This window comes from Vibrio sp. SALL6, from assembly GCF_002002385.1.
GTDB classification, from domain to species: Bacteria; Pseudomonadota; Gammaproteobacteria; order Enterobacterales; family Vibrionaceae; genus Vibrio; species Vibrio parahaemolyticus.
In genome coordinates, this window is sequence record NZ_MQVK01000010.1 from 83,491 (window position 1) to 108,912 (window position 25,422).

At 44.5% G+C, this 25,422-nt stretch carries 24 protein-coding genes; 8 read left to right on the forward strand and 16 right to left on the reverse strand.

The features are described 5' to 3' along the window. Positions 1–68 precede the first annotated feature (68 nt). On the reverse strand, positions 69–1,877 hold the full coding sequence (locus tag BIW15_RS06885; RefSeq protein WP_017447824.1) for a DUF3413 domain-containing protein: 1,809 nt from the start codon (positions 1,875–1,877) through the stop codon (positions 69–71). A gap of 23 nt (positions 1,878–1,900) precedes the next feature. Further along, positions 1,901–2,128 (reverse strand): YejL family protein, encoded by a 228-nt coding sequence (locus tag BIW15_RS06890; protein ID WP_005461743.1) that lies wholly within the window; start codon positions 2,126–2,128, stop codon positions 1,901–1,903. Positions 2,129–2,213: 85 nt separating this feature from the next. Between BIW15_RS06890 and yejK the strand changes: the two genes are divergently transcribed. From yejK to BIW15_RS06905, 3 genes are all read left to right on the forward strand, one after another. Next, entirely contained in the window at positions 2,214–3,212 is a 999-nt protein-coding gene (yejK, locus tag BIW15_RS06895) for a nucleoid-associated protein YejK (protein WP_005461746.1), read from the forward strand. Between the two features lie 207 nt (positions 3,213–3,419). Beyond that, positions 3,420–4,610: an Hpt domain-containing protein gene (locus tag BIW15_RS06900; protein WP_373270252.1), complete on the forward strand. Its 1,191-nt coding sequence runs from the start codon at positions 3,420–3,422 to the stop codon at positions 4,608–4,610. A gap of 108 nt (positions 4,611–4,718) precedes the next feature. Then, on the forward strand, positions 4,719–5,882 hold the full coding sequence (locus tag BIW15_RS06905; RefSeq protein WP_021449865.1) for a hypothetical protein: 1,164 nt from the start codon (positions 4,719–4,721) through the stop codon (positions 5,880–5,882). Positions 5,883–5,969: 87 nt separating this feature from the next. Here the strand turns inward: BIW15_RS06905 and nhaC are convergent, their stop codons facing one another. Continuing rightward, positions 5,970–7,403, reverse strand: a complete 1,434-nt coding sequence (gene nhaC / locus BIW15_RS06910) for a Na+/H+ antiporter NhaC (RefSeq protein WP_005494466.1) — start codon at positions 7,401–7,403, stop codon at positions 5,970–5,972. Between the two features lie 434 nt (positions 7,404–7,837). Between nhaC and asd the strand changes: the two genes are divergently transcribed. Next, entirely contained in the window at positions 7,838–8,953 is a 1,116-nt protein-coding gene (gene asd / locus BIW15_RS06915; RefSeq protein ID WP_005479551.1) for an aspartate-semialdehyde dehydrogenase, read from the forward strand. Positions 8,954–9,027: 74 nt separating this feature from the next. Here the strand turns inward: asd and BIW15_RS06920 are convergent, their stop codons facing one another. Together BIW15_RS06920 and BIW15_RS06925 are read right to left on the reverse strand one after the other, a co-directional pair. Further along, positions 9,028–9,885: an ion transporter gene (locus tag BIW15_RS06920; RefSeq protein WP_005461750.1), complete on the reverse strand. Its 858-nt coding sequence runs from the start codon at positions 9,883–9,885 to the stop codon at positions 9,028–9,030. 35 nt (positions 9,886–9,920) lie between these two features. Continuing rightward, complete coding sequence (locus tag BIW15_RS06925) at positions 9,921–10,559, reverse strand: YchE family NAAT transporter (RefSeq protein ID WP_005461786.1); 639 nt, start codon at positions 10,557–10,559, stop codon at positions 9,921–9,923. An 803-nt stretch (positions 10,560–11,362) separates the two neighbouring features. Here BIW15_RS06925 and adhE point away from each other — a divergent pair. Beyond that, the gene (gene adhE / locus BIW15_RS06930; protein ID WP_077280725.1) at positions 11,363–14,065 is read left to right on the forward strand and encodes a bifunctional acetaldehyde-CoA/alcohol dehydrogenase; all 2,703 of its coding nucleotides are present in this window, start codon (positions 11,363–11,365) and stop codon (positions 14,063–14,065) included. A gap of 149 nt (positions 14,066–14,214) precedes the next feature. Here the strand turns inward: adhE and BIW15_RS06935 are convergent, their stop codons facing one another. The 3 genes from BIW15_RS06935 to sodB form a co-directional block, all read right to left on the reverse strand. Next, the gene (locus tag BIW15_RS06935; protein ID WP_005479565.1) at positions 14,215–14,958 is read right to left on the reverse strand and encodes an SDR family oxidoreductase; all 744 of its coding nucleotides are present in this window, start codon (positions 14,956–14,958) and stop codon (positions 14,215–14,217) included. Between the two features lie 134 nt (positions 14,959–15,092). After that, a complete protein-coding gene (locus tag BIW15_RS06940; RefSeq protein WP_005494471.1) occupies positions 15,093–15,596 on the reverse strand; it encodes a VC2046/SO_2500 family protein in 504 nt (167 codons plus the stop codon). A gap of 154 nt (positions 15,597–15,750) precedes the next feature. Beyond that, complete coding sequence (sodB, locus tag BIW15_RS06945; protein WP_005485383.1) at positions 15,751–16,335, reverse strand: superoxide dismutase [Fe]; 585 nt, start codon at positions 16,333–16,335, stop codon at positions 15,751–15,753. A gap of 317 nt (positions 16,336–16,652) precedes the next feature. Here sodB and BIW15_RS06950 point away from each other — a divergent pair, with 317 nt between their 5' ends. Together BIW15_RS06950 and BIW15_RS06955 are read left to right on the forward strand one after the other, a co-directional pair. After that, complete coding sequence (locus tag BIW15_RS06950; protein WP_005494473.1) at positions 16,653–16,988, forward strand: Grx4 family monothiol glutaredoxin; 336 nt, start codon at positions 16,653–16,655, stop codon at positions 16,986–16,988. 75 nt (positions 16,989–17,063) lie between these two features. Further along, positions 17,064–17,693, forward strand: a complete 630-nt coding sequence (locus BIW15_RS06955; protein WP_005494474.1) for a DsbA family protein — start codon at positions 17,064–17,066, stop codon at positions 17,691–17,693. A gap of 93 nt (positions 17,694–17,786) precedes the next feature. On the opposite strand, the gene BIW15_RS06960 is transcribed toward BIW15_RS06955, so the two are convergent. Then, entirely contained in the window at positions 17,787–19,112 is a 1,326-nt protein-coding gene (locus tag BIW15_RS06960) for a Na+/H+ antiporter family protein (protein WP_005490613.1), read from the reverse strand. A gap of 28 nt (positions 19,113–19,140) precedes the next feature. Next, positions 19,141–19,785 carry a ribonuclease T gene (gene rnt / locus BIW15_RS06965; protein WP_021453389.1) on the reverse strand — a complete coding sequence of 215 codons (645 nt, stop codon included), beginning with the start codon at positions 19,783–19,785 and terminating at the stop codon, positions 19,141–19,143. 348 nt (positions 19,786–20,133) lie between these two features. Here rnt and BIW15_RS06970 point away from each other — a divergent pair, with 348 nt between their 5' ends. After that, on the forward strand, positions 20,134–21,015 hold the full coding sequence (locus BIW15_RS06970; protein WP_077280726.1) for an OmpA family protein: 882 nt from the start codon (positions 20,134–20,136) through the stop codon (positions 21,013–21,015). Between the two features lie 212 nt (positions 21,016–21,227). Here BIW15_RS06970 and BIW15_RS06975 read toward each other — a convergent pair whose 3' ends face one another. The 6 genes from BIW15_RS06975 to rsxD form a co-directional block, all read right to left on the reverse strand. Beyond that, positions 21,228–21,662: a DUF2753 domain-containing protein gene (locus BIW15_RS06975; protein WP_005490627.1), complete on the reverse strand. Its 435-nt coding sequence runs from the start codon at positions 21,660–21,662 to the stop codon at positions 21,228–21,230. Between the two features lie 143 nt (positions 21,663–21,805). Further along, complete coding sequence (gene gloA / locus BIW15_RS06980; protein ID WP_005480812.1) at positions 21,806–22,222, reverse strand: lactoylglutathione lyase; 417 nt, start codon at positions 22,220–22,222, stop codon at positions 21,806–21,808. Positions 22,223–22,254: 32 nt separating this feature from the next. Further along, entirely contained in the window at positions 22,255–22,896 is a 642-nt protein-coding gene (nth, locus tag BIW15_RS06985; RefSeq protein ID WP_005480814.1) for an endonuclease III, read from the reverse strand. Between the two features lie 79 nt (positions 22,897–22,975). Further along, complete coding sequence (locus BIW15_RS06990) at positions 22,976–23,668, reverse strand: electron transport complex subunit E (protein ID WP_005480817.1); 693 nt, start codon at positions 23,666–23,668, stop codon at positions 22,976–22,978. Continuing rightward, positions 23,665–24,300 carry an electron transport complex subunit RsxG gene (rsxG, locus tag BIW15_RS06995; RefSeq protein ID WP_005494487.1) on the reverse strand — a complete coding sequence of 212 codons (636 nt, stop codon included), beginning with the start codon at positions 24,298–24,300 and terminating at the stop codon, positions 23,665–23,667. The genes BIW15_RS06990 and rsxG overlap by 4 nt, the downstream gene beginning before the upstream one ends. A 7-nt stretch (positions 24,301–24,307) precedes the next feature. Next, the gene (gene rsxD, locus BIW15_RS07000; RefSeq protein WP_023585259.1) at positions 24,308–25,354 is read right to left on the reverse strand and encodes an electron transport complex subunit RsxD; all 1,047 of its coding nucleotides are present in this window, start codon (positions 25,352–25,354) and stop codon (positions 24,308–24,310) included. Positions 25,355–25,422: the final 68 nt, after the last annotated feature.

Sequence of the window (25,422 nt, forward strand, 5' to 3'; positions counted from 1 at the left end):
TGTTTGTTGCTTAAATAAACAAAAAGCCCTCCGTTTGGTGAGCTTTTCTATCAACTTTGAGTGTTCAACTATTCACTTTTAGAGTAAAAACGCTGTAACTCGGTTAAGCCTTGCATAAGAACCGGCAGTTTAGGCGTTTCATCACGCATGCGTTTGTAGTTCTCATCGTATAGCTTGTAGTTCCCGAACTTATCGATCACGGTAGTTTGGTTATTTGTGATGAGAGCAAGTTCTCGAGTATCACCAGCAAGAATCCACCGGCGACGGCTTTCGTCAAATAAGTTACGACCACTGCTGTAATCGTATGGGTTGGACGATACACCAAGCATATCTTGCAGTAGCGTAACTGAAAGGTCTAAATGGCTCGTGCTGTGATTAAACTCACCAGCCATCATACCAGGCCAATGGATTACCATTGGTACCTGCAATTGGTAACGACTGTAGTTACTGTTTGCGCCCCAGCTATTGGTATTGGTTTCGTTAAACTCACTGCCATGGTTGGAAGTAACGATAACAACGGTGTTTGCCAATAATTGAGTGTCTTCAAGTGTTTTGATAATACCGCCGACTTTGTCATCTGCCGATTTCACGGCAAACTCATAAGCATTTTTGAAGCGTTCACTTGCCGACATATCTTCTTTCGAGTTCGACGGGATAGATTCAAAATTATCTACCGTAGTAACTTCGATGTAGCTGAACCAAGGCTGGTTCGCTTTTTCCGTTAGCCACATGTTCCAATCGGCGATAGATTGTTTATCTGTATGGGCTTGAGTACCATCCAGTTTTTCAGCTAGGTTTACGCCTCGGAAGACGATTTCTGAATAAAGGTCATCTTCAAAACCGCTGCCGCTAAACAAACCGAAGGTGTAGCCTTGATCTTTAAGTACATCAAGAAGTACAGGCGAGGCACCTTGTGCCTTGATGCTAGATGCGTAGCTCGTTGGTAAACCATAGAACAAGCCAAATGCACCATAGGTGTCATTGCTTGAGCTGTAGTGTTTACGGAAGTTTTGGTTTTGTTGTGCAAACTCGTAGAGGTTTGGCATTTCTTCTTGATTCAGCGCGTCTGCACGCAGGTTATTTACGCTGATCATCAACACGTTCAACTTGTTTACACGGCGATTGAATTCAAGTTTTTCTAGTGGGTAGTTCACCAGCTCAACGTTATTTTCATTCTCCGCTAAGCGTTTTAGGTACTCTTCACGGTCAAGCAGACCATGTTTTTCCATAAAGCTTTTCGCCGTCATTGGGTAAGAAAGCGGGAAGTTTGAGCGTTGGCTCGTGATCGGATTATAGAAATAGGCATCAGCCCAAATGTAGACCAAATGGCTGGTCATAAAGCTCAAAAAGAACACGGCAGCCAGTGGACGACCAACGTGTTTGTGAGAAAGTTTGCGTTGTTTACGCCAAACCCATTCTGATAAGGCGAGCTGAACAAGGAATATCAGCGGCATCACAACAAACAGGTGTTGTAGATCCGAGCTTAACGCACTTTTATCATCGCTGAATAACAGCTCCCAAACCACAGGGGTTAGGTGCAGGTTTATGGATTGGTACGCCTGGGTATCAATCAATAAGATTGTTTGTCCAACAGTGGCAAAGATCACTGCCACCAAACGGAATAACTTCCGTGATGGCAGGACAAACGTCAACGGGAACAGAACCAATAAGTAGAGAGCGAAAACAAGGAAGCCAAAATGGCCAACCCACGAAACCGCAAGATAGAACTGACCCAGCAACGTCTCGGGCCAAGGCGACTGAACAATGTAGCGTGTGCCTATCAACATCGAAGCTACGATATTGAAGAATGCAAACCAATGACCCCAACCAACCAGTCGAGATACACGTTCGCCGTATGAGTTTCCGCTGTCTACCATGTATGTGTTCTATTTATCCGTTATTAATGTGTTTTTGGTGTTTCTAATGAAGACATCAGCGCCTGAGCAAATTTTTCAGCAATCAGTTTGCGTTGTGAAGCTGCAACACGTTGATTTAAGACATTCGTTGCGATATTTCCGGCAATCATTAGCGTCAATTCAGGAGAAGCGGCATGTTTTTCAAGAACCAAAGCGACTTCAGCAAGAATTTTCTCTACTTGTTCGTCAGTATATTTAGATGTAATCGGCATAAAGACTCTAATAATGATAGTAAAAGCGGCTTATGATAACCTACAATGCCCATCAACTAAAACCTTGTAGCAAGATAAAATCACTATGAGCCTTCATCTTTCAAACGTTATTCTGCATCAACTGTGCAAAAACGATCAGGACGAACTGGTTGTTAAACTTCGTCCAGCATCACTAGAAAACGATGCTTCAACTGAAAATCTCGTCGCAGAGCTCCATCGAGTATTCCATTCTAAAGCTGGTAAAGGTTTTGGCTCTTTCCAGTCAGACAGCGAATTTCAATTTTGGCTTCAAGAAATGCGCAAAGGAGAGCGAGATTTTTACGACTTCTCACAAATTAGTGCAAATCGCCTGAAAGAAGAACTGATTAAGTACCCATTTGCGGATGAAGGCATTTTGGTTTTTGCTGAGTACCAAAGTTTAGCAACAGATTATCTTTTCATTGGTATCTTGCCGATGAACCAAAGCCTGAAAGTGACTGAGGGTTTGGACATCAGCGCGACGGACTACCTCGATATCACGAAGATGGACATCGCGGCGCGCATTGACCTTTCGAGTTACGAGACGGATAAAGAATCTAACCGTTACCTACAATACATCAAAGGGCGTGTTGGTCGTAAAGTCGCTGACTTCTTCCTTGACTTTCTGCAAGCCGATATTGGCTTAGACACGAAACAGCAAAACCTTGTGTTGATGCAAGCGGTGGATGACTTCTGTGCGGATTCTAAGTTGGAAAAGCAAGAAGTTAACGAGTACAAAAAGCAGGTTTATAACTACTGTAACGAGCAGATCAAATCTGGTGAAGAGGTTCAAATTTCTGAACTTTCTGGTGAGTTACCGCCAAGCCAAGATGGTACGAGCTTTATGGACTTCACCAAAGAGCAAGGTTACGAGCTTGAAGAATCATTCCCTGGTGATCGCTCAACGGTTCGTAAGCTGACTAAATATGTGGGTGCTGGCGGTGGTTTAAATATCAGCTTTGACAGCTTGTTATTGGGCGAGCGTATTTTCTACGACCCAGAAACAGATACGCTGACGATCAAAGGGACACCGCCAAACTTGAAAGATCAGTTAAGTCGTAACTAATTCTTATGAAGAGAGCCCTAGGCTCTCTTTTTTTATGTGAAGCAAGCACAGCCAGAGCTCAGAACATGGTATATGCTTGTAATCAATGGATTATATGAGGACTGAGCGTTGCATCAATTAAGAGCAGGGATTAAGCGGATTATTTGGTTCTTATTCATTTTGTGGTGTGTATTTTCTGCAACTCTTTGGTTTCAAGCAAAGCAGACGATGCAAACGCTTTCCACATTGAATGAACTCGGCAGTAAAGTTGAGGAAGTACGTAACTTCTTTAATTTTGAGTTGCCGTATCGAGTTAAGCATGTCGATCAAGTCTCACTCAAACTTCAGCTTGTGTACGCGGTTCGTCTTCAATTAGAAAGTGAGGTCTCTGATGCGAATGGGCCAGACGTCACGCAATTGCTTTATTCAACTGACCGATTTTTGGAAAGTGCACGCTCTTTTATTGGCAGTGATGGTGAGTTGGTATCGTTGGCGGAGCAACTGCACACCAGCCGAGGTGCGGAAAACAACTCGCAGCAAATTGAAAACATGTATTACCGCTTGGGAGCCTTGGTTCTTGAATCGATTTTTAGCGATTCCAACACCAATACGGATACCTATCGCGAACTGGATTTACTGTTCATCGAATCGGATTCACTGTCGACAGGGGAGCGTTCTGCATTTCAACGTCGACTCGCACAAACCTCAAGTGTTCTTGCGGCGAATGCGCAGGGCAGTTATTTGGCGAATCAGTTATTAAAGCCAGATTTTCCTAATCAGTTGGTGTCGATGAAGGCTACGCTCGAACAAAAACTGGTTTCTTTTATCTTTTGGCTCATTGTCGTGAGCGGTTGTCTGTTGGCGGTGGTTTCATGGGCTGTCTTCTCTAAAAATGCGGTGGCGAATTCAAGTTCATCAGAGCCTGCCGTTTCTCAAACTGAAAACGCATCCAATTCTTTAGAACACGAGAACAAAGCGCGTGAGTTGGCAAGTGATGCTCAAGCGAATAAAACGCAAGAGCTAACCCCTGATTCGCGACAAGAATTGCAGGCTCCGCAAGAACCGTTTATCGATATAAACAGAATGCTGGATTCGCTTTCTGGCGATGAAGGCGCTGTCCGAATGTTGCTCGAGGTCTTTATTCAAGATCATGCTGAAGATGGTTCTAAATTACATAAACTTCTAAACGAAGATATAGACAACGCACAGCGCGCGGCGCACAGCCTGAAAGGGGTGTCAGGAAGTTTAGGTGCAATGCCTCTGCATTACATCTCAGGTGAGATAGAATTATTGATAAAACAGGGCAAAGAAGTGCCGGATAATAAGCTCTGTCAATTAAGGGATGTATTACAACAAACAACACTTTTCGCAGAGAAAGTTCTTAACAGTGAAAAGATACGAGAAGTGCTAACAGATTGATATTCCTCTGACTTAAAATGTTGGCGGTTGAGGTATTAAAGGCGCGTTCGAACCTACACTTGGGTTCCGCTTAATTCCTGTTCTATACAATTTGATAAAGGTAGCTTCATGTCCATTCGTCGAATATCGTCACTAATGGTTTTGTGGTTGGTTACCACTCTTTCAGGGTGCTCCCTGTTAGAAGTGAAAATTGACAGCCAGACCGTTCCTCTCACCAAGCAAGAGCTTAATATGCGCATTTTAACGCGCGAATATGCACTTCAATTTTTTGCTCAAGTTGAGCAAGCCGCCGATGTGCTTCAAGAGCAGTATGATCCCAATGATAAAGTGAACCAGTCTTACGTCCTGCTGTGGAAGATCAATGCAGAAGAAGGCTTGCAAGCTGCAGCATATCAAGTATCACCAATGGCTGCATTGATTGATACGTGGGTGTTCACCCATCAAATGAACCAGTTTTATGCAACGGGCGCTGGCCGTGACATTTTTGCTACGGATGAAGCCAAACAAGTTTCGGCACACTTAGCCAACGAGGTGGACCAGCTCGCTCAATCACTGTTGAAAAAAGAGGTTTACGATAAAACGAAGCTTTTTGTTGCAGACTTTGTTAAACAGTATCCGTTCGCTGATTTAAGCATGATTAGAACGCCAGCTTACCGTGCTTGGTTAGAAGCCAATCAAATCAGTGAGGAAGACGCGGTAACAACGTTGGGTACGATGCCGGAAGCATTGGGAGATGTATCCGATAGATTGAGTTTGGTCTCTGAACAAACGCCAAAGATCATGACTTGGAAGGCGCAGTTATTAGCGTTGAACAGTTCGGCAAGCATTGAGAAGGTGAATGCCGCTTTGAACAGTCTGCAAGTGACTGCTGACTCAATGAGAGATTTCATCGATAACAACCCTGAGTATATGCGTTATTTGGCTGAACAAATGGCGGTTGAACTGCAGCCTTTAGTGGACGACATTGATCAAAAAACCGAAGCGCGTTTGTCTCAGTTAGGTGAAGAGCGACAAGCATTAGAAGAAATGGTGGCAAGAGAGCGCCAAGAGATCGCTCTGATCATCACTCATGAACGTGAGAAGTTTGCTCAGGATATGGATAGAGTGTCTCAAGAGGTTGTGAATCTCGCCATGACCAAGTTGATAGAATTAGTGAAGAGCACAATTGTCTACTTTATTCTGTTCATTGCTGCGATATTCTTCGCTCCGCTTGGTTTAGGTTATGTGCTTGGCAAGCGAGCGGCGGTGAAAACAAAAGTAAAACAAAGCTAACGTGTAGTTTAGATACAAAAAAGAGCGCGAATGCGCTCTTTTCTTTGTCTTTCATTCGGAAGGGAGGTTCTTCCTAACTCTGCGAAGTTAAGCCGTTTGCTGCTTTAATTCGCCTTCAGCTTGTTCAACTGCTTCTGCTGTTGGTTCGCATTTATCAACAAACCAACCCATGTAAGACGTGAAGATAGTCACAATAATACATACAAAGCTTAGCCACATGAATGGGGCGTAAGACAGCGTAGCAACACCCAAAATACTTGCCATGTAGATACCGTTGTCACTCCAAGGAACCATACCTGATGTTAGCGTGCCACCAAATTCTGCGTTACGAGATAAGTTCTTACGTTTGTAGCCTAGACGGTCGTAATTCTTCGCACAGATTTTTGGTGTCAGGATAAGTGAAACGTACATCGCCGAACCAAATACGTTACCCATAAAGGCCGTACCGATTGTGCTTGTTGCCAGTGAACCTGCGCTTTGAACGCGTTTTTCAAACAGTTTCGCGATAGTTTCAAGCACGCCCACTTTGTCTAGCAGGCCACCAAAACCAAGGCCGAACACGATAACCGCTACCGAACCAAGCATTGAAGACATGCCGCCACGGTTAAGAATCGAGTCGATGAAATCTACGCCAGATGAGATTGCAAACGGAGCCCAAGCAGTGTTGAACGCAGTCAGGAAGTCCACATCTTGAATCATTACTGCCCAAATAATACCTAGCAGAGAACCAAAACTGATCACTGGGAATGAAGGCATACGCATTGCTAGAAGTGACAATACGATGATCACCGGAACAAATGAGTAAGGCGTGATGTAGAACTGCTGTTCCATCGCTTTAATCACTGAGTCCACTTGGCTCATGTCTACTTGACCTGCGTAGTGGAAACCAAAAGCAGTAAACATAATGCCAGTGATCACGTAGCTGATCAGCGCGATAGGCAGCATGCCTTTGATGTGCTCCATCACTTCAACGTTAGACATTGATGAAGCAAGAATCACAGAATCTGATAGAGGCGACATCTTGTCACCGAAGTAACAACCTGAAAGTACTGCACCCGCTGTAATTGGGGCAGGAACGCCAAGACCTTGGCCAATCCCCATCATTGCGATACCTGCGGTACCTGCTGCACCCCAAGATGTGCCGGTTGCCAACGCAGTCAATGAACAGATGATCATTGTTGCTAGCAAAAAGATAGAAGGGTGGATGGCTTTAAGACCGTAGTAGATGATGGTTGGTACGATTCCGCCTGAAATCCAAGTGCCGACAAGTGCACCAACGGCAAGGAGAATCAATACTGCACCCAGACCATTAGAAATACCGTTTAGCGCGGCTTTTTCTAAGTCTTTGTACTGATGACCAAGTTTAAGACCCAATAGCATGATGATAAACCAGCCGATGTACAGCGCGAGCTGAATTGGTAGGTCTAGCTTGGCAGTAAAGGAAAATGCCAGAAGTAGAAATAAACCTAGCGAGATAAATACCTGTATCAAGCTAGGAAGGCGTGTTGTAACTTGCTTCATATGTGCCTCTGTCAATCTTGGAGCAATAGAGGAAGGCGCTCCTTGTTGTAATGGCGCATAACATACATTAACAAAAATTATATTTCGAATATTTGGTGTTTTATCTTGATGTTCGTCGGCTAAAACGTTTGCTTGTAAAATTAACTGCCAATTAATTTTAAAATCTATGTATTTAAATGTTGTGTGATGTGAATTTATTGTGCTTCAGTTGTTGTTTTCTCACTGAGTGGTAAGACCAATACGCTCGGAGTAGGGGATTTCCCTACTTGTTAATCGAGGAGTAAAGGCAGCACAAATAGTTCGAAATTACGGCTAACGTTAATTTTCTCGGTAAAAGGGTAAAAATTGACCTCATTTACAAATTAGGGCTTGAGATTTTTCTGCGAAAAATGAACTATGGGGTAGGTTTAATTTATTACATGGAGAGTTATGCGATGAGAGTAGGTTTAGTTGGTTGGCGCGGCATGGTCGGTTCGGTTCTAATGCAGCGTATGGTCGAAGAAAAAGACTTTGACTTGATTGAACCAGTTTTCTACAGCACTTCTCAAGTAGGTATCCCTGCGCCTAATCTAGGAAAAGATGCAGGTATGCTTCAAGATGCCTTTGATATCGAAAGTTTAAAACAGCTTGATGCGATCATTACGTGTCAAGGTGGCAGCTACACTGAAAAAGTGTACCCAGCACTTCGTCAAGCAGGCTGGAAAGGTTACTGGATTGATGCAGCTTCAACACTGCGTATGGCGGAAGATTCGATCATCACGCTAGACCCTGTGAACCTAAAACAAATTCAACATGGCATTCATGGCGGCACGAACACCTTTGTAGGTGGTAACTGTACCGTTAGCCTGATGCTGATGGGTCTTGGTGGCCTGTTTGAAAAAGGGTTGGTGGAATGGACCAGTGCGATGACTTACCAAGCGGCTTCTGGCGCTGGCGCGCAAAACATGCGTGAGTTGATCTCTCAAATGGGCGTTATCAACGATGCAGTAAGTTCAGAACTGGCAAATCCAGCAAGCTCAATCCTTGATATTGACAAGAAAGTTGCAGACACAATGCGCAGCGCGTCATTCCCTACCGACAAGTTCGGCGTACCACTAGCTGGCTCGTTGATCCCGTGGATCGATGTGAAGCGCGATAATGGTCAAAGCAAAGAAGAGTGGAAAGCGGGTGTTGAAGCGAACAAGATCCTTGGTTCTCAAGGCGCTCCAGTTCCTATCGATGGTACATGTGTGCGTATCGGTGCGATGCGTTGTCACTCTCAAGCATTGACTATTAAGCTTAAGCAAAATGTGCCGATGGATGAAATCGAAGAAATCATTGCAACTCACAATGACTGGGTGAAGGTGATTCCAAACGATCGTGACATCACGGCTCAAGAGCTAACGCCAGCGAAGGTCACCGGCACTATGTCAGTTCCTGTTGGTCGTCTGCGCAAGATGGCAATGGGCGATGACTTCCTAAACGCGTTCACTGTTGGTGACCAATTACTTTGGGGTGCTGCTGAGCCTCTGCGTCGTACGCTTCGTATTATCCTTTCTGAAAAAGCGTAATCGACAAAACTTCGTAAAAAGAGCTCCTATATAGTAGGAGCTCTTTTTTTAACCTTCTATTTTAACCTTCTATTTTAACCTTCACCTCGAACCACTCTTTTGTCCGGGTCGGCCAACTCGCTTCCACAATGTTTACAGTAGATAGCGTCCGAGTCATGTCCAGCTTGAGAGCAATTAGGGCACTTCACCAGTACTTTGTGGGATTGCATCTCTTGATGTAGCTCAGCTGTAAATATCCCTGTCGGAACCGCGAGAATCGAGTAACCCAAGAGCATGGTTATAGATGCCAGCGCTTTACCTAAGTTAGTTTGCGGAACCAAATCTCCATATCCCACGGTGGTTATGGTCACAATAGCCCAATAAATACTTTTCGGAATACTGGTAAACCCGTTTTCTGGCCCTTCAACAATAAAAATCAATGAACCGAAAATCGTGACCAAAATGGCGACGGTTGTGAAGAAGATGAAGATCTTTCTGCGAGCCATTAGTAATGAGCGCAACAAAATGTTGGACTCTTGCAGGTACCTCACCAACTTCAAGATACGAAAAATACGCATCACACGTAGTGCTCTGATCACGCCCATGAAAGAGGCGGATGGGAAGAACAATACTAAGTAAGTTGGGATAATCGCCAACAGGTCGACAATACCGTAGAAACTTTTTGCGTACGCCACCGGTTTTGGCGAGCAATACAGACGTAGCAAGTACTCAATGGTAAACAGGCCGGTGAAGGTGTATTCAAGGTACTTCAGTTCTTTTGCCCACTCAGCACGTACCGAGGGAATGGAATCTAGAACAAGAACGGCTAATGAGCTGATGATGGCAATAATAAGCGCGATATCAAAAGCACGGCCTGCTTTGGTGTGGGTGCCAAATATAGTGACGTAAAGTGTATTTTTTAGAGAGTGAGTCGTCATGACAAAGCGATCCATTGTTGAATCGCTCTATCATAACGTCATTAATAAAATCAGGCTAATCCAGGGAACAAGTTACGTAAGCCGTTTGCAATAAACTCGATGCCTAGCGCACCAAGAATCAAACCCATGATACGTGTGATCACGTTGATGCCTGTTTGACCCAAGAAACGAACGATCAAAGGTGCCGAACGAAATAGCAACCAAGAACAAAGGCAAAACAGACCAATCGTGATAACGATGCCCACGGTATCGAACATACTTGGGTAACGCGCGCCATAAACGATTGTTGAGCTGATTGCACCAGGACCAGCCATTAGTGGCATCGCTAGTGGTACAACGCCGATCTGTTCGCGGCTAACGTATTCAGATTTTTCTTGTTTGTTCTGCTTATCCTCACCGAGCTTACCGCTCATCATCGAAAAGGCGATGCTTAACAGCAACAAGCCACCTGCCACTCGGAATGAATCCAGTGAAATACTGAACATATCCAACAGTAACTGACCTGCAAGCAGGGAAATGATCAGGATGACGGCCACTGCCACATTGGCTGTTGTCGCGGTTTTGATCTTTTCTTCTGGTGTCATATGTCCGCTTAAAGACACGAAAACAGGCATGATGCCTACAGGGTTAACGGCGGCAACCAACCCCAAGAAAAACTGCAGGAAAATGGCTAGCTCTAAAGTCTGCATATTGCGTACTCGTAAATGTTCACATTAGTGAAAAACGGAAAGGGTAAATTTACACCAATCTATCGGGTTTTGTTGCTAAGTAAATTCGTGGGAGGTGACTACAGTTAGAAAGGGATGGATAACTGCGATATGCACCTTTGTTTTTATCGAATTTCTGCGCAATTATTGGAACATCTACTTACCAGATTCCAGATTGGTTTTCGGCGCTAAATGTAAGGCAAAAGTGCATTAGGAAGAAATGAAAAAAACTAACGTATTGACCCCACTATTTGTGAGAAAAACTAATTTTTTAATAAAATGTATCTAATCTGAAGGTGAAATGTTACATAGGATGTTGCTGTGAAATTGTGCTGTTTTACACAAACGTTAACATTCGCACATTTTTGATAAAAACAAAGGTGGTTTGTAGAGAGATGTATTTGATTCGATATACTCTCAGTAGCACAAAAAATTAGGCCTACATGTAATTTTGTTGGCTAAAAATGAAACTTTTTTACAGGTTGTTGTTGTTTCTTTTATTTTTTTGTCTGTTTGCTTGTTTTTTATGCAATAAATAAGTTGGTTTAATTTGTTTGTTTATCAAATAGTTACATTAAATTGTTGTGGTTAACCACTACTTTGGTGGTATTTCGAGTGTGAGAACTGATCCAAGTCAATTTTTTTCACACTCTGAAATATTATACTCAGTCCTGAAAGCAATTTACTAAGATATTTGTTCTCTAAGTGACTGATAAACAGTAAAAACGAAAGACAATTGCCTTAATAAAAAGTTTTTAATATTTGTTAATTTTAGGAGAATCCCTATGCCTGTAACTAATATGGCTGAACTAGATGCAATGATTGCTCGCGTTAAGAAAGCGCAAGAAGAGTTCGCTACTTACTCTCAAGAGCAAGTAGACAAAATCTTCCGTGCAGCGTCTCTTGCAGCTAACCAAGCTCGTATCCCTCTAGCGCAACAAGCGGTAGAAGAATCTGGTATGGGTATTGTTGAAGATAAAGTAATCAAGAACCACTTCGCTTCTGAGTTTATCTACAACAAATACAAAGACGAACAAACGTGTGGCATCCTAGAAGAGGATGACAACCTAGGTACTATGACTATCGCTGAACCTGTAGGTATCATCTGCGGTATCGTACCAACAACTAACCCTACATCTACAGCGATCTTCAAATCTCTAATCTCTCTGAAGACTCGTAACGGTATCATCTTCTCACCACACCCACGTGCGAAAAACTCTACTAACGATGCAGCGAAACTTGTTCTAGATGCAGCAGTAGCAGCAGGTGCACCAAAAGACATCATCGGTTGGATCGACCAACCTTCAGTTGAGCTGTCAAACGCTCTAATGAAACACGATGACATCGCGCTTATCCTTGCAACTGGTGGTCCAGGCATGGTTAAAGCAGCTTACTCTTCTGGTAAGCCAGCAATCGGTGTAGGTGCAGGTAACGTTCCTGTAGTTATCGATGAAACAGCAGACATCAAACGTGCAGTTGCTTCTGTACTAATGTCTAAAACTTTCGATAACGGCGTAGTATGTGCTTCTGAGCAGGCTGTAATCGTAGTTGACGAAGTTTACGACGAAGTAAAAGAGCGTTTTGCTTCTCATAAAGCTCACGTTCTATCTAAAACAGATGCTGACAAAGTACGTAAAGTGCTTCTAATCGACGGCGCGCTAAACGCGAAAATCGTTGGTCAACCAGCTACAGCTATCGCTGAAATGGCGGGGGTTAAAGTTCCTGCAGATACTAAAGTGCTTATCGGTGAAGGCCTAGGCAAAGTATCTTACGATGACGCATTTGCTCACGAGAAACTGTCTCCAACTCTAGGTATGTTCCGTGCTGACAACTTCGAAGATGCAGTTGCTCAAGCAGTAACAATGGTAGAGATCGGCGGTATTGGTCACACATCTGGTCTATACACTAACCAAGACGTGAATGCAGACCGCATCCGTTACTTCGGTGACAAGATGAAGACCGCTCGTATCCTAATCAACATCCCGACTACACACGGTGGTATCGGTGACTTGTACAACTTCAACGTTGCACCTTCTCTAACTCTAGGTTGTGGTTCATGGGGTGGTAACTCTATCTCTGAGAACGTAGGTCCTAAGCACCTAATCAACAAGAAAACTGTAGCGAAGCGAGCTGAAAACATGTTGTGGCATAAACTACCTAAGTCAATCTACTTCCGTCGTGGTAGCCTTCCAATCGCACTTGGCGACCTAGAAGGTAAGAAACGCGCATTCCTAGTAACTGACCGTTTCCTATTCAACAACGGTTACGCAGATGACGTAGTAAGCCTACTGAAAGCTCAAGGCATGGAAGTTCAAACATTCTTCGATGTTGAAGCTGACCCAACACTATCTGTAGTAGAAAAAGGTGCGGCTCAAATGGCTAGCTACCAACCTGACGTTATCCTAGCACTAGGTGGTGGTTCACCAATGGATGCAGCGAAAATCATGTGGGTAATGTACGAGCACCCAGAAACTCACTTTGAAGAACTAGCAATGCGCTTTATGGACATCCGTAAACGTATCTACAAGTTCCCTAAAATGGGTAAAAAAGCTGAGCTTGTATGTATCACTACAACTTCAGGTACTGGTTCAGAAGTTACTCCATTCGCAGTTGTTACTGACGACAAGACTGGTGCTAAGTACCCACTAGCTGACTACGAAATCACGCCAAACATGGCTATCGTTGATGCGAACCTAGTAATGAACATGCCTAAGTCTCTAACAGCGTTCGGTGGTTACGATGCAGTAACTCACGCTCTAGAAGCTTATGTATCTGTTCTTGCGAACGAATACTCTGACGGTCAGGCTCTTCAAGCACTTAAGATGCTAAAAGAATACCTACCATCAAGCTACGCGAATGGTGCAAATGACCCAATCGCTCGTGAGAAAGTTCACAACGCAGCAACTATCGCTGGTGTAGCATTTGCGAACGCATTCCTAGGTGTTTGTCACTCAATGGCGCACAAACTAGGTGCAGAGTTCCACTTGCCACACGGCCTAGCTAACGCACTACTAATCTCTAACGTGGTACGTTACAACGCGAACGACAACCCAACTAAACAAACTGCGTTCTCTCAATACGACCGTCCACAAGCACGTCGTCGTTACGCTGAAGTTGCAGACCACCTAGGCCTAAGCCAAGCTGGTGACCGCACTGCTCAGAAGATTGAACGTCTACTAGCATGGTTGGATGAACTAAAAGTTAACCTAGACATCCCAATGTCTATCCAAGCGGCAGGTGTTGCTGAAGCTGACTTCGTAGCGAAACTAGACGAGCTAGCGATTGAAGCGTTCGATGACCAATGTACTGGTGCGAACCCACGCTACCCTCTAATTAGCGAGCTAAAAGACGTTCTACTAGCTTCTTACTACGGTAAAGCTTTCGTTGAAGGTGAAACTTTCGAAGGTACTACAGTAATCAAGAAGAAAGCAGACCAAGAAGCAGCGAAATCTGCTCCTAAAGCTAAAAAAGAAAAAGCTGACGCGTAATTAAGAGTCGCTTTGAGTAAGGTTTTCGCTAGCACGAAACCTTAATCGGGAAAAGGTTAAAGCCCCAGTCAAATGACTGGGGCTTTTTTTGTTTAGGAGCTGGAGGTTGCTTACATCGGAGCCGGGAAGCACAGAACAATGGTGTATGTTTACACTTCGGTCGCAACTACTCGGCCACTGAAGTATTCATTTGAGACGATGTACGCTGTGTTACGGACCAGTTCGTCTTGGATCTCTGCCCAGTGCCTTTCGTCAAGATCCTCTCGTGTATGACTGACAGAGGGAATCACGCCGCCGACGCGGATATTGAAAGGGGTGAGCTCTTTTGCCCAGCTGTGCGTAAAGCCAGACACCAAAGCCGCCATGCTTTCAACACCAGTCAGATCTTCGTGGTTATCATGCGAAATGACATTCACGATCACGCCTTTTTTATTACGCGCTCTAAATCGTTCGGCGCCGACTTGCCCGTAGGTATAGAGAAAACGTGCCGCGGAAGATAGGTGGTCGATATAGATACTCATTGGTTCTGGCGCCATTAGGCTTGGCATCGGTGAGCTCGTCCAACAATTAACGATAACATCTGGCGTTGCTCTTAGCTGCGATTCGATCTGATCAAACAATAGGTTTATAGATGTGGGGTTATCACTACACACATTCATTGCATAGACTTTGTCGGTAAATGCGCGGATCTGATCATAACTCGCCTTTAGGGCGCTTGAATTTTGGTCACACAGGATCAACGTCGCTCCGAGGTGAGCGAAATGGCTGGAGCACGTTCTTCCGATGACCGAACCCGCAGATGTGACGAGAATGATTGACTCTTTAATATCCATAACACCTTCACTGTATCCATGTGTGAAAAACAATACACCAGTGGTTTGTGCTATCAGCATGGTTGAAATTCGTTGAGCTCAGTGTGAAAGGCTTCAAACTAACGCTTTCGAGTAAGGACTATTGTGCGGTAATTTGTAAGGCGTCACATTTCTGACGTGTTGATACTGCAAGCTGTTGGATGAAAAGCTGATCTCTATGCTTGAGCTTGGATCTGATACTGACGTTGAGCCGTCACTAGCTGATTGTAGAGGCCCGCGTCAGGAATAAGGCTCTTGTTGCGCTCACCTAAAGTGCGGCGCTCGTGGCCTGACAAATTATGATAAACGTCTTCAGGAAGATCGAACGTATCTTCTGGCAAATAGGTTAGGGCGTCTGGTTTTAGGTAGTGGCTTAACTTTGCAGATGGCAGACCCGCATTATGGAATTGTTTCGCTTGTAATGCGGCGAGCTCGTAGCTGCTGCTATCGGAGCGCAAAGCTTGAGGCTGAGAGAGCCCAAACTGTTGACGAAGAATCTCGTCGCTTGTGGCCGTTTCTTTAATTTCTTCAACCGGTACGACATCTCGAACATCGTTTGAGAACATAGACAAAATCAGCGAAAAATCGGCACGACGACCTTCGTGAACAGCATGGTTGATACCGTTGCCGAACTGAATTTCGTTGATAATTGCTGCTTTGTCTAACGTATGAATTTGCATGATGTTCCTCTTGAGATGCTTTTATAACGGCGCATCAAAGAAGAACTTTAGGAAAAAGAAGAGATTAAATGGGTATTTTTAAGCGAGAAAAGAAAAAGCTCGCTGATTCAGCGAGCTTTTAAAATAAGACTAAATTGAACTAGGGGGAAGTCAATTACTTCGCTAGGTTCTCAGCTACGAAGTCCCAGTTTACAAGAGCCCAGAAGCCGTTCATGTAATCAGGACGTACGTTGCGGTAATCGATGTAGTACGCGTGTTCCCATAGGTCAACAGTTAGAAGTGGAGTAGTACCTTCTTCTGTTAGTGGCGTTGCTGCGTTAGAAGTGTTAACGATTTCTAGAGAACCGTCAGCTTTCTTAACTAGCCAAGTCCATGAAGAACCGAAGTTGTTGATTGCTGCGTCAGTGAACTTCGCTTTGAATTCTTCGAAAGAGCCGAATGCTGCGTTGATTGCATCTGCAACTGCGCCAGTTGGTTCGCCGCCCGCGTTTGGAGCAAGACAGTGCCAGTAGAACGTGTGGTTCCAGATTTGCGCTGCGTTGTTGAATACGCCACCAGTAGAAGTCTTGATGATCTCTTCTAGAGTTTTGCCTTCGAACTCAGTACCAGGGATAAGACCGTTAAGCTTAACAACGTAAGTGTTGTGGTGCTTACCGTGGTGGTAGTCTAGAGTCTCTGCTGAGATGTGTGGTTCTAGTGCGTCTTTCGCGTAAGGAAGAGCTGGTAGTTCAAATGCCATTACTCGATTCTCCATTGATATGAAAGGTTAACCTTTCGATTGCTTCCAGTGTTTTTTTATAGCTATGTAGCCTTTACGGCTGACTTGCTAGGTATTTTAGCAAGTTTTTACTTTATTAAAACCCCGATATGAAAATATTTTGAGATGCTAAGAGTTGTTCATGCTCCTCCACTTACCAACGAAGTGGTAGTAAGCGGTCAAACTTTTTGCTTTTAAATCATCTCAGTATAAACCGTATCAATTATATGGTTTTTATTCTGTCGTTATTGAGTAGAATGTGGCAAATAAACAAGTTCACATCCATGAATGAGGAAGCGATGGAAACTATCGACAAAATCAAACAGCAGATCTCTGAAAACTCAATCCTGCTGTACATGAAAGGCTCACCGAAACTGCCAAGCTGTGGTTTCTCTTCTCAAGCATCACAAGCGCTAATGGCATGTGGCGAGAAGTTCGCTTACGTAGACATTCTACAAAACCCAGACATCCGCGCTGAGCTACCAAAATACGCACAATGGCCAACGTTCCCACAACTATGGGTTGAAGGTGAGCTAATTGGTGGTTGTGACATCATTCTGGAAATGTTCCAGAAGGGTGAACTTCAGCCTCTAATCAAAGAAGCTGCAGCACGCGCTGAAGGTCAAGCTGAGTAATTCGTAAATACTCACATTTGGCGATAGAATACGAAGGAGCCGCATTGGCTCCTTTTTCTTTTTTAGGTTAGTGGAATGAACATAAAGCTTTACTACGTACATGACCCTATGTGCAGTTGGTGCTGGGGATACAAACCAACCATCGAAAAACTAAAACAACAACTGCCAGGTGTGATTCAGTTTGAGTATGTGGTGGGTGGGCTTGCACCAGATACTAATTTGCCAATGCCGCCAGAAATGCAACAAAAGCTTGAAGGGATTTGGAAGCAAATCGAAACTCAGCTAGGCACCAAGTTTAACTACGATTTCTGGAAACTGTGCACACCAGTGAGAAGTACGTATCAATCATGCCGCGCTGTTATCGCCGCGGGATTCCAAGATTCGTATGAGCAAATGCTCGAAGCGATTCAGCACGCCTATTATCTACGTGCAATGCCGCCTCATGAAGAAGCAACGCATCTTCAATTAGCGAAAGAGATTGGCTTGAATGTGCAGCAGTTTAAAAATGATATGGATGGCACGTTATTGGAAGGTGTATTCCAAGACCAACTGAGTTTAGCGAAAAGTTTGGGTGTTAACTCTTACCCTAGTTTGGTGCTGCAAATCAACGATGCGTATTTCCCAATTGAAGTGGATTACCTTTCGACCGAGCCAACGCTTAAGTTGATTCGTGAGCGCATTATCGAAAACATGCCTGCGCAATAGTGGCTTCGTTTCGATTGAATTAAAAAAACCGCTCATATCGAGCGGTTTTTTTGTTACCAAAGGTATCAGTCGTTTCTGTTCGAAAACTTGATACTAAAGCACCATTGCAGCGATCCAACCGAAGATGATCAGTGGGATATTGTAGTGGATGAAGGTTGGAACAACCGTTTCCCAAATGTGTTCGTGCTGGCCGTCAGCATTTAGGCCAGAAGTTGGGCCCAATGTTGAGTCGGATGCAGGAGAGCCAGCATCACCTAGCGCTGCAGCTGTACCTACTAATGCGATCGTTGCCATTGGTGAGAAACCAAACGCCAAAGAAAGCGGAACGTAGATGGTTGCAAGTATTGGAATCGTCGAGAATGAAGAACCAATACCCATGGTTACCAATAGACCAACAACCAGCATAAGTAGCGCTGCAAGCGGTTTGTTGTCACCAATACTTGTAGATAGTGACTGAACTAGGGTTTCTACGCCACCGGTTTGTTTCATTACCGCTGCAAAACCCGCGGCTGCGATCATGATAAAGCCGATCATCGCCATCATGTGAACGCCTTTGGTGAATACGTCGTGGGTTTCCTTCCACGCGATAACGCCACCAAACGTGAACACCATAAAACCAGCAAGAGCACCGATGATCATTGAGCCGGTGTAAAGCTGAACACCAAGCGCGGCAATAATACCAAGTGCAGCCACTAGGATGTGCTGTTTGTTAATGCTGTGGTCGGTTTCGTGGACTACAGTCAGTTCTGTTTCTTTGTACTCACGAGGTTTTCGGTAGCTAACAAAAATGGCCAGTAGCAAACCAAAAATCATACCCGCGCCAGGAAGCAACATTGCGGTTGGTACTTGGCTTGCGACAACGTTCTCTAAACCGTTGTCATGCAGGTTCTTCAGCAAGATGTTGTTTAAGAAGATCCCGCCAAAACCAACAGGAAGCACCATGTAAGGTGTAATCAGACCAAAAGTCAGCACACACGCAATTAAGCGACGATCCAGTTTAAGCTTCGCAAATACGCCCAAAAGAGGTGGAATCAAAATTGGAATAAAGGCGATATGAACAGGAATTACGTTCTGAGAAGACATGGTTACGAGCACTAACGCCACTAATACAGCGTATTTCAGGCCAGTAGTCGATGCTGCACTTTCTTTGCCGTTTAGGCGTTTAATCACGCTTTTTGCGAGCAGGTCAGTGATACCAGATTTAGAAATGGCAACGGCGAATGTGCCAAGCATAGCGTAGCTAAGTGCAATCGTTGCACCGCCACCTAAGCCACTTTCGAAGGCCGCTACGGTATCGCCTAAGCTCATTCCCGCAACAAGGCCACCAACAATGGCACTAAACGTGAGGGCGACCACCACGTTTACACGCATCAATGCTAACACGAGCATGACGCAAACTGAGATAACGACAGGATTCATACTATTCCCAATATGTTGTGTTTACTTATTATTCTTCGTCAACAAGCGGCCAACCGCCGAGGGCCTTCCATTTGTTCACGATGCCACAGAATAACTCTGCAGTTTTTTGTGTATCGTAAAGGGCAGAGTGCGCTTCACGATTGTCGAATTCCATCCCTGCCGTTTTGCATGCTTTAGCGAGAACAGTTTGACCATAAGCAAGGCCGCTTAATGTGGCGGTGTCAAAAGTAGCAAAGGGATGAAAAGGGACTCTTTTTAACTTGCAGCGTTCGTTTGCTGCATTAACAAAACTTAAGTCGAAAGCGGCGTTATGTGCAACCATTATTGCACGTGAGCAATCAGATGCTTTTTGTTCTTTACGAATCAGCTTATAAATTTCTTTTAATGCTTCTTGTTCAGAAACTGCACCGCGTAACGGGCTGAAAGGGTCACGAATACCATTAAACTCAAGCGCTTCTTTCTCTAAATTCGCGCCTTCAAAAGGTTCAATATGAAAATGAATAGTGGAGGCTGGATGCAGAACGCCTTCTTCATCCATACGAAGGGTGACGGCGCAGATTTCTAAAAGTGCATCGGTTTGAGCATTGAAACCAGCGGTCTCAACGTCAACAACCACTGGGAAATAACCACGAAAACGCTTTTTCAGGGTTAGGGCTTCATTTTCTATTGTCATGTTGGCTTATTTTTGTGTGACGAAGGCTGCATTATTGCAGATTATATCGATGAGAAAAACCGCAATTTCGGAGAAAAACGGAATTCTATTTTCCACCTAATCAATAAGCTCGCGCGGCGCTTGAGATAAAGAACACAAGTACCGATTTTTGTATCACGCAGGTGCATATTTAACTCGGGAATAGATACGATTTAGCGGCATTTATGGGAGAAATCAGAGCTAGAATCGTTCATTTTGATACTCTCACCAAGAAAGTTAGAGCATTGGCGGGATTTTTGCATGACAATCGTTGTAGTTTTAATGATTCCAATTAACGGCAAAAGACTGCCGTTTGAGAGATTGTACTAGATGAATAAATGGCTGATAACCAGTGGTGTCATGCTTTCACTGCTTAGCGCAAACAGTTACGCGGTGGTGGGCAAGCGTTATGTCGCTACTCCGCAGCAATCACAATGGGAAATGGTGGTAAATACCCCTTTGGAATGTCAGCTTGTGCATCCAATTCCAAGCTTTGGTGATGCGGTGTTTTCGTCGCGTGCGAGTAAAAAAATCAATTTGGATTTTGAACTTAAGATGCGTCGCCCTATGGGTGAAACACGCAATGTCAGCTTGATCTCAATGCCACCGCCTTGGCGACCGGGTGAGCACGCCGACCGCATCACGAATCTGAAGTTTTTCAAACAGTTTGATGGGTATGTCGGTGGTCAAACTGCTTGGGGTATTTTATCTGAATTAGAGAAAGGCCGTTACCCAACATTCAGCTATCAAGATTGGCAAAGTCGCGATCAACGAATTGAAGTCGCGTTGTCATCCGTATTATTCCAAAGTAAGTACAATGCGTTTAGTGACTGTATCGCCAATTTGTTGAAGTACAGTTTCGAAGATATTGCGTTTACGATTTTGCATTACGAACGTCAGGGCGACCAACTGACGAAAGCGTCTAAAAAGCGTCTTGCTCAGATTGCTGATTATGTGCGTCACAATCAAGATATCGACCTCGTGCTGGTGGCGACATACACTGATTCAACCGATGGTAAGAGCGAAAGCCAGAGCCTATCGGAGCGACGAGCAGAGTCTCTACGTACTTACTTTGAATCACTGGGTTTGCCAGAGGATCGTATTCAAGTGCAAGGTTATGGCAAGCGCCGACCTATTGCTGATAATGGCACGCCGATTGGTAAAGACAAGAACCGTCGTGTGGTCATCTCTTTAGGTCGAACTCAAGTTTAGGCCGTAGTAAAGCATGCTTACATAAAAAACGCCGGAGAAATAATCTCCGGCGTTTTTGTATATTGACGTTGTTAGCTTGTAAATTAAGTAAGAGCATCGAAAACGCTCAAGTCTTACTTTGTATATGTTAGTGAGTATCTACTTACTGTCGAATAACTTTCGTTGAGTCATTTCCAAGTGATGAGCGTCAGCTTATTTTCGACCTTTGCTCATTAATTTAAACGAAACTTAGCGATCACTTCGCAATTGGTTGCGGTATCGATCTTCTCTACTTGTTTCGCAATTGCTGGGTTTGGATGACGCTTCATAAAATCGATAAGTGCTTTTGTGCAACAGCCGATGGAGTCAATAAAGCTCGCGCAATTCTGGTTTGGGCATTGGGGAATAAGTGTGAGCACTTTTTCAGATGCCAGCTGAAGATATTTGAGTTCGTATTCGGTATCACCAGCCCAGCGCCAAAATTGCGCGAGGTTGTGACAAGAGATTACAGAAATCAAAAGGCGTTCGTCTGCTTCAATTTCCACGCATTCACTAATGTCTTCACTTAAGCTTAAAGCTTGTTGATAGTGAAGAATGCTGCGTACAGGATCATCTAGTTGCAGGGCAGTATCGGCTAGGAGTGTGTGTTTTTCCCATTCACTGATCATTATCGTTGTCCCACGTATCGAATTTGGGATGAATCTAAACGATAATTATTATCAAGTAAAGTGGTTTGTTTACAAAAGGACAGGCAGATCGCAGACCTGCCTGTAATTGAGGTTCGACTTGCAATGCAAGTGAATCAGATGAACTAGCCTTCTAGACCCGCAGAAGCTTGTTTGTTCTGGATAAGCTCAATCATGTAACCATCAGGATCTTTTACAAAGGCGATGTGTGTTGTACCACCTTTCACTGGGCCCGCTTCGCGAGTAACGTTACCGCCTGCGGCTTTGATTGCATCACATGTTGCGTAGATGTCGTCTACGCCAATTGCAATATGACCAAATGCTGTGCCTAGGTCATATTCTGTCTTACCCCAGTTGTAAGTCAGTTCAATCACGGCACCTTGGGATTCATCACCGTAACCAACAAAGGCAAGTGTGTATTCGTACTCTTTGTTTTCGTTGGTACGAAGCAACTGCATGCCCATGACTTCAGTATAAAATTTGATTGATTTGTCTAGATCACCTACGCGAAGCATAGTGTGTAGAATTCGACCGTTTGACATTTTTAGCTCCTAGCTTCTGTTTTCAGATAGTGTTAACTATCTGGGTATACTTTCTCTTTATATTCGCACAAATCTTCAATAATGCAGCTTCCACAGCGAGGCTTTCTCGCTAAACAAGTGTAGCGACCATGAAGAATTAACCAGTGGTGTACATCGAGTTTGAACTCTTTTGGTACCACTTTTAATAGTTTTTGTTCGACATCATCTACCGTTTTTCCCATCGCAAACTTAGTTCGATTCGAAACGCGATAAATGTGCGTATCGACGGCAATGGTTGGCCAACCAAATGCGGTGTTGAGCACGACATTGGCGGTCTTACGTCCGACTCCTGGAAGAGCTTCAAGAGCGTCGCGATCTTCAGGCACTTCGCCATTATGTTTTTCTAATAAGATCTTACAGGTTTTGATGGTGTTTTCTGCTTTTGAGTTAAACAGGCCAATAGTTTTGATGTATTCCTTCAAACCATCGACACCCAAATCGAGAATACTTTGTGGCGTATTCGCAACGGGGAAGAGTTTGTCAGTGGCTTTGTTTACACTAACATCGGTCGCTTGCGCTGAAAGTAGCACAGCGATGAGTAACTCAAATGGAGAGCTCCAGTTCAGTTCCGTTTCAGGATTGGGGTTGTTTTCTCTTAATCGTTCAAGAATTTCTATTCTTTTTTCTTTGTTCATTGCTGACTTCCAAACCCGTCTTTGCGGTTTATGAAAAAGGCCCTACGAGTGGTAGAGCCTTGATTTTAGAATTCTTATATTATGCGTTAGTTACGCGAGCACGCTCAATGGCCGGTTTTTCTTCTTTCGGCTGACGAGCCTGAATTGAGCTGTCGATAACATTTTTCAACGCAATCAAAAGTCCTACACCGATGAAAGCACCTGGTGGTAATAGTGCTAATAAGAAGCTGCTATCAAATTGGAATACTTGAATGCGCAGCGCTGCAGCCCAGTCACCCAATAGCAAGTCTGCGCCGTCAAACAATGTGCCGTTGCCGATAAGCTCGCGCATTGAGCCCAACACAACTAGCACACTGGTCATGCCCAGTCCCATCCATAAGCCGTCCAATGCGGCAGGAAGCACATCATTTTTTGAAGCGTAAGCTTCGGCGCGACCGATGATGATACAGTTGGTTACGATCAACGGGATAAAGATACCCAGTGATAGGTACAATCCGTAAGCGTAAGCATTCATTAGTAGCTGGACGCAGGTTACGAGTGACGCAATGATCATAACGAAAACCGGAATTCGGATCTCTTTAGGAACATAGTTACGGATCAGTGAAACCGTTACGTTAGACCCCACTAGTACCAGTAATGTGGCAATACCAAGCCCCAGCGCGTTGGTGATCGTCGATGAAACGGCGAGTAGAGGACATAAACCGAGCAGCTGAACCAATGCTGGGTTGTTGCTCCACATACCGTTCTTCATCAATTGTTTGTTTTCGCTCATTGATTGTCTCCTGCGCAGTTTAGTGGCTGGCTGAGAATCTCATCACGAGATTGATTTACGTAGTTTACGGTGTTTCTGACTGCTTTGACGACAGCTCGAGGCGTAATGGTAGCGCCAGTAAACTGATCAAAGTCTCCACCATCTTTACGAACTTTCCAAGAATTCCAATTATCTTCGGTGACTTGCTTACCCGTGAAGCCAAGAATCCAACTGGTAACGCGAAGATCTATTTTATCGCCTAGCCCCGGTGTTTCTTGATGGCTAAGTACGCGCGTACCTAAAATCTTACCTTGATTATCGATACCTGTGATGACTTTGATTTCACCGTTATAGCCATCTGGTGCAATCGACTCAATGGCGATGGCTGTTGGCTCGCCATTTTTGGTGGCAATGTAGGTAGGCATCGCGTGCATCGTGCCAAGCTCTGGAGATGTCACCAAAGTGCATGATTGAGTTAATGCGTTGTCGTGCATCGTTTCAGGAATTACTTGGTTAAGCACTGAAAGTAGCTGCTTTTGTTCCTGAAGCTTGATTTGATCTTCGGTTAAGTACTGAGTCAACGCGACCAAACCTGTTGTGGCGCAAGCAAAGATTGCCAGTGTCAGACCATTTTTTCTAATTGCGGTTAACATGTTTACCTCAGTGGCCGTAAGTTCTAGGTTTGGTGTAGTAGTCGATAAGCGGAACGCACATGTTGGCTAAAAGAACCGCAAATGCGACGCCATCAGGGAAGCCGCCCCAACTACGAATAATAAAGACAAGAGCACCGATTAGCGCACCAAAAATAAGGCGGCCTTTTACTGTGGTAGATGCCGATACTGGATCTGTCGCAATAAAGAACGCACCTAGCATGGTTGCGCCTGACAGCAGATGGAAGATTGGCGAAGCCGTCTCTCCCGGCGTGATAACGGTGAAAATAAGGCTAAACAGAGTCAAACTCGCGAGGAAGCCTGCTGGAATGTACCACTGAATGATGCGTTTTTTGATCATCACTAAGCCGCCAATCAGGTAGGCTATGTTCACCCACTGCCAGCCGATGCCAGCCAAGCCACCAAAGATCGGCTGTGAAAGCACTTCACTAGGGGTTGCTCCCGTGTGAATACCTGTTTTAAAGGCATCCAGTGGAGTTGCCATTGTTACACCATCAACACCAGCGCGAACTTGTTGCAATGAAAGACCGTCATAATCAAAACCAGTAAAAATCAAAGAGAGGGTATCTGCGAAATTCACATGGTCTGGAATCAACAGTGTTGGTGCACTCCAACTGGTCATTTGAACCGGGAAGGAAATCAAAAGTACAACGTAAGCGACCATTGCTGGGTTGAAGAGATTCTGTCCAATGCCACCATAAAGGTGTTTGGCAATCACAATCGCAAAAATTAAACCAATAACTATGATCCACCACGGAGACCAAGGTGGAATGGCAACGGCGAGTAGCCATGCGGTGACAATTGCACTGTTGTCTCGTAACGCTCTCATTGGCGAGCGTTTACGACAGATCATCACGAGTGCTTCAAGTGATACTGCAACGGCGATAGCAAAAATCAGCTGGATTAATGTGCCCCAACCAAAGTAGTACGTTTGCGCTGCCAAGCCAGGGATAGCACATAAGGCTACCCATTTCATTAAGTCAGGCGTGCTGCGACGACTATGCGCATGCGGTGAACTGGCAATAAAAAACGACATTACTCGTTCTCCTCGGTATTATTTTTATTCGCGTCTTGTTGAGCTTTTCGCGCTTTTGCACGAGCAAT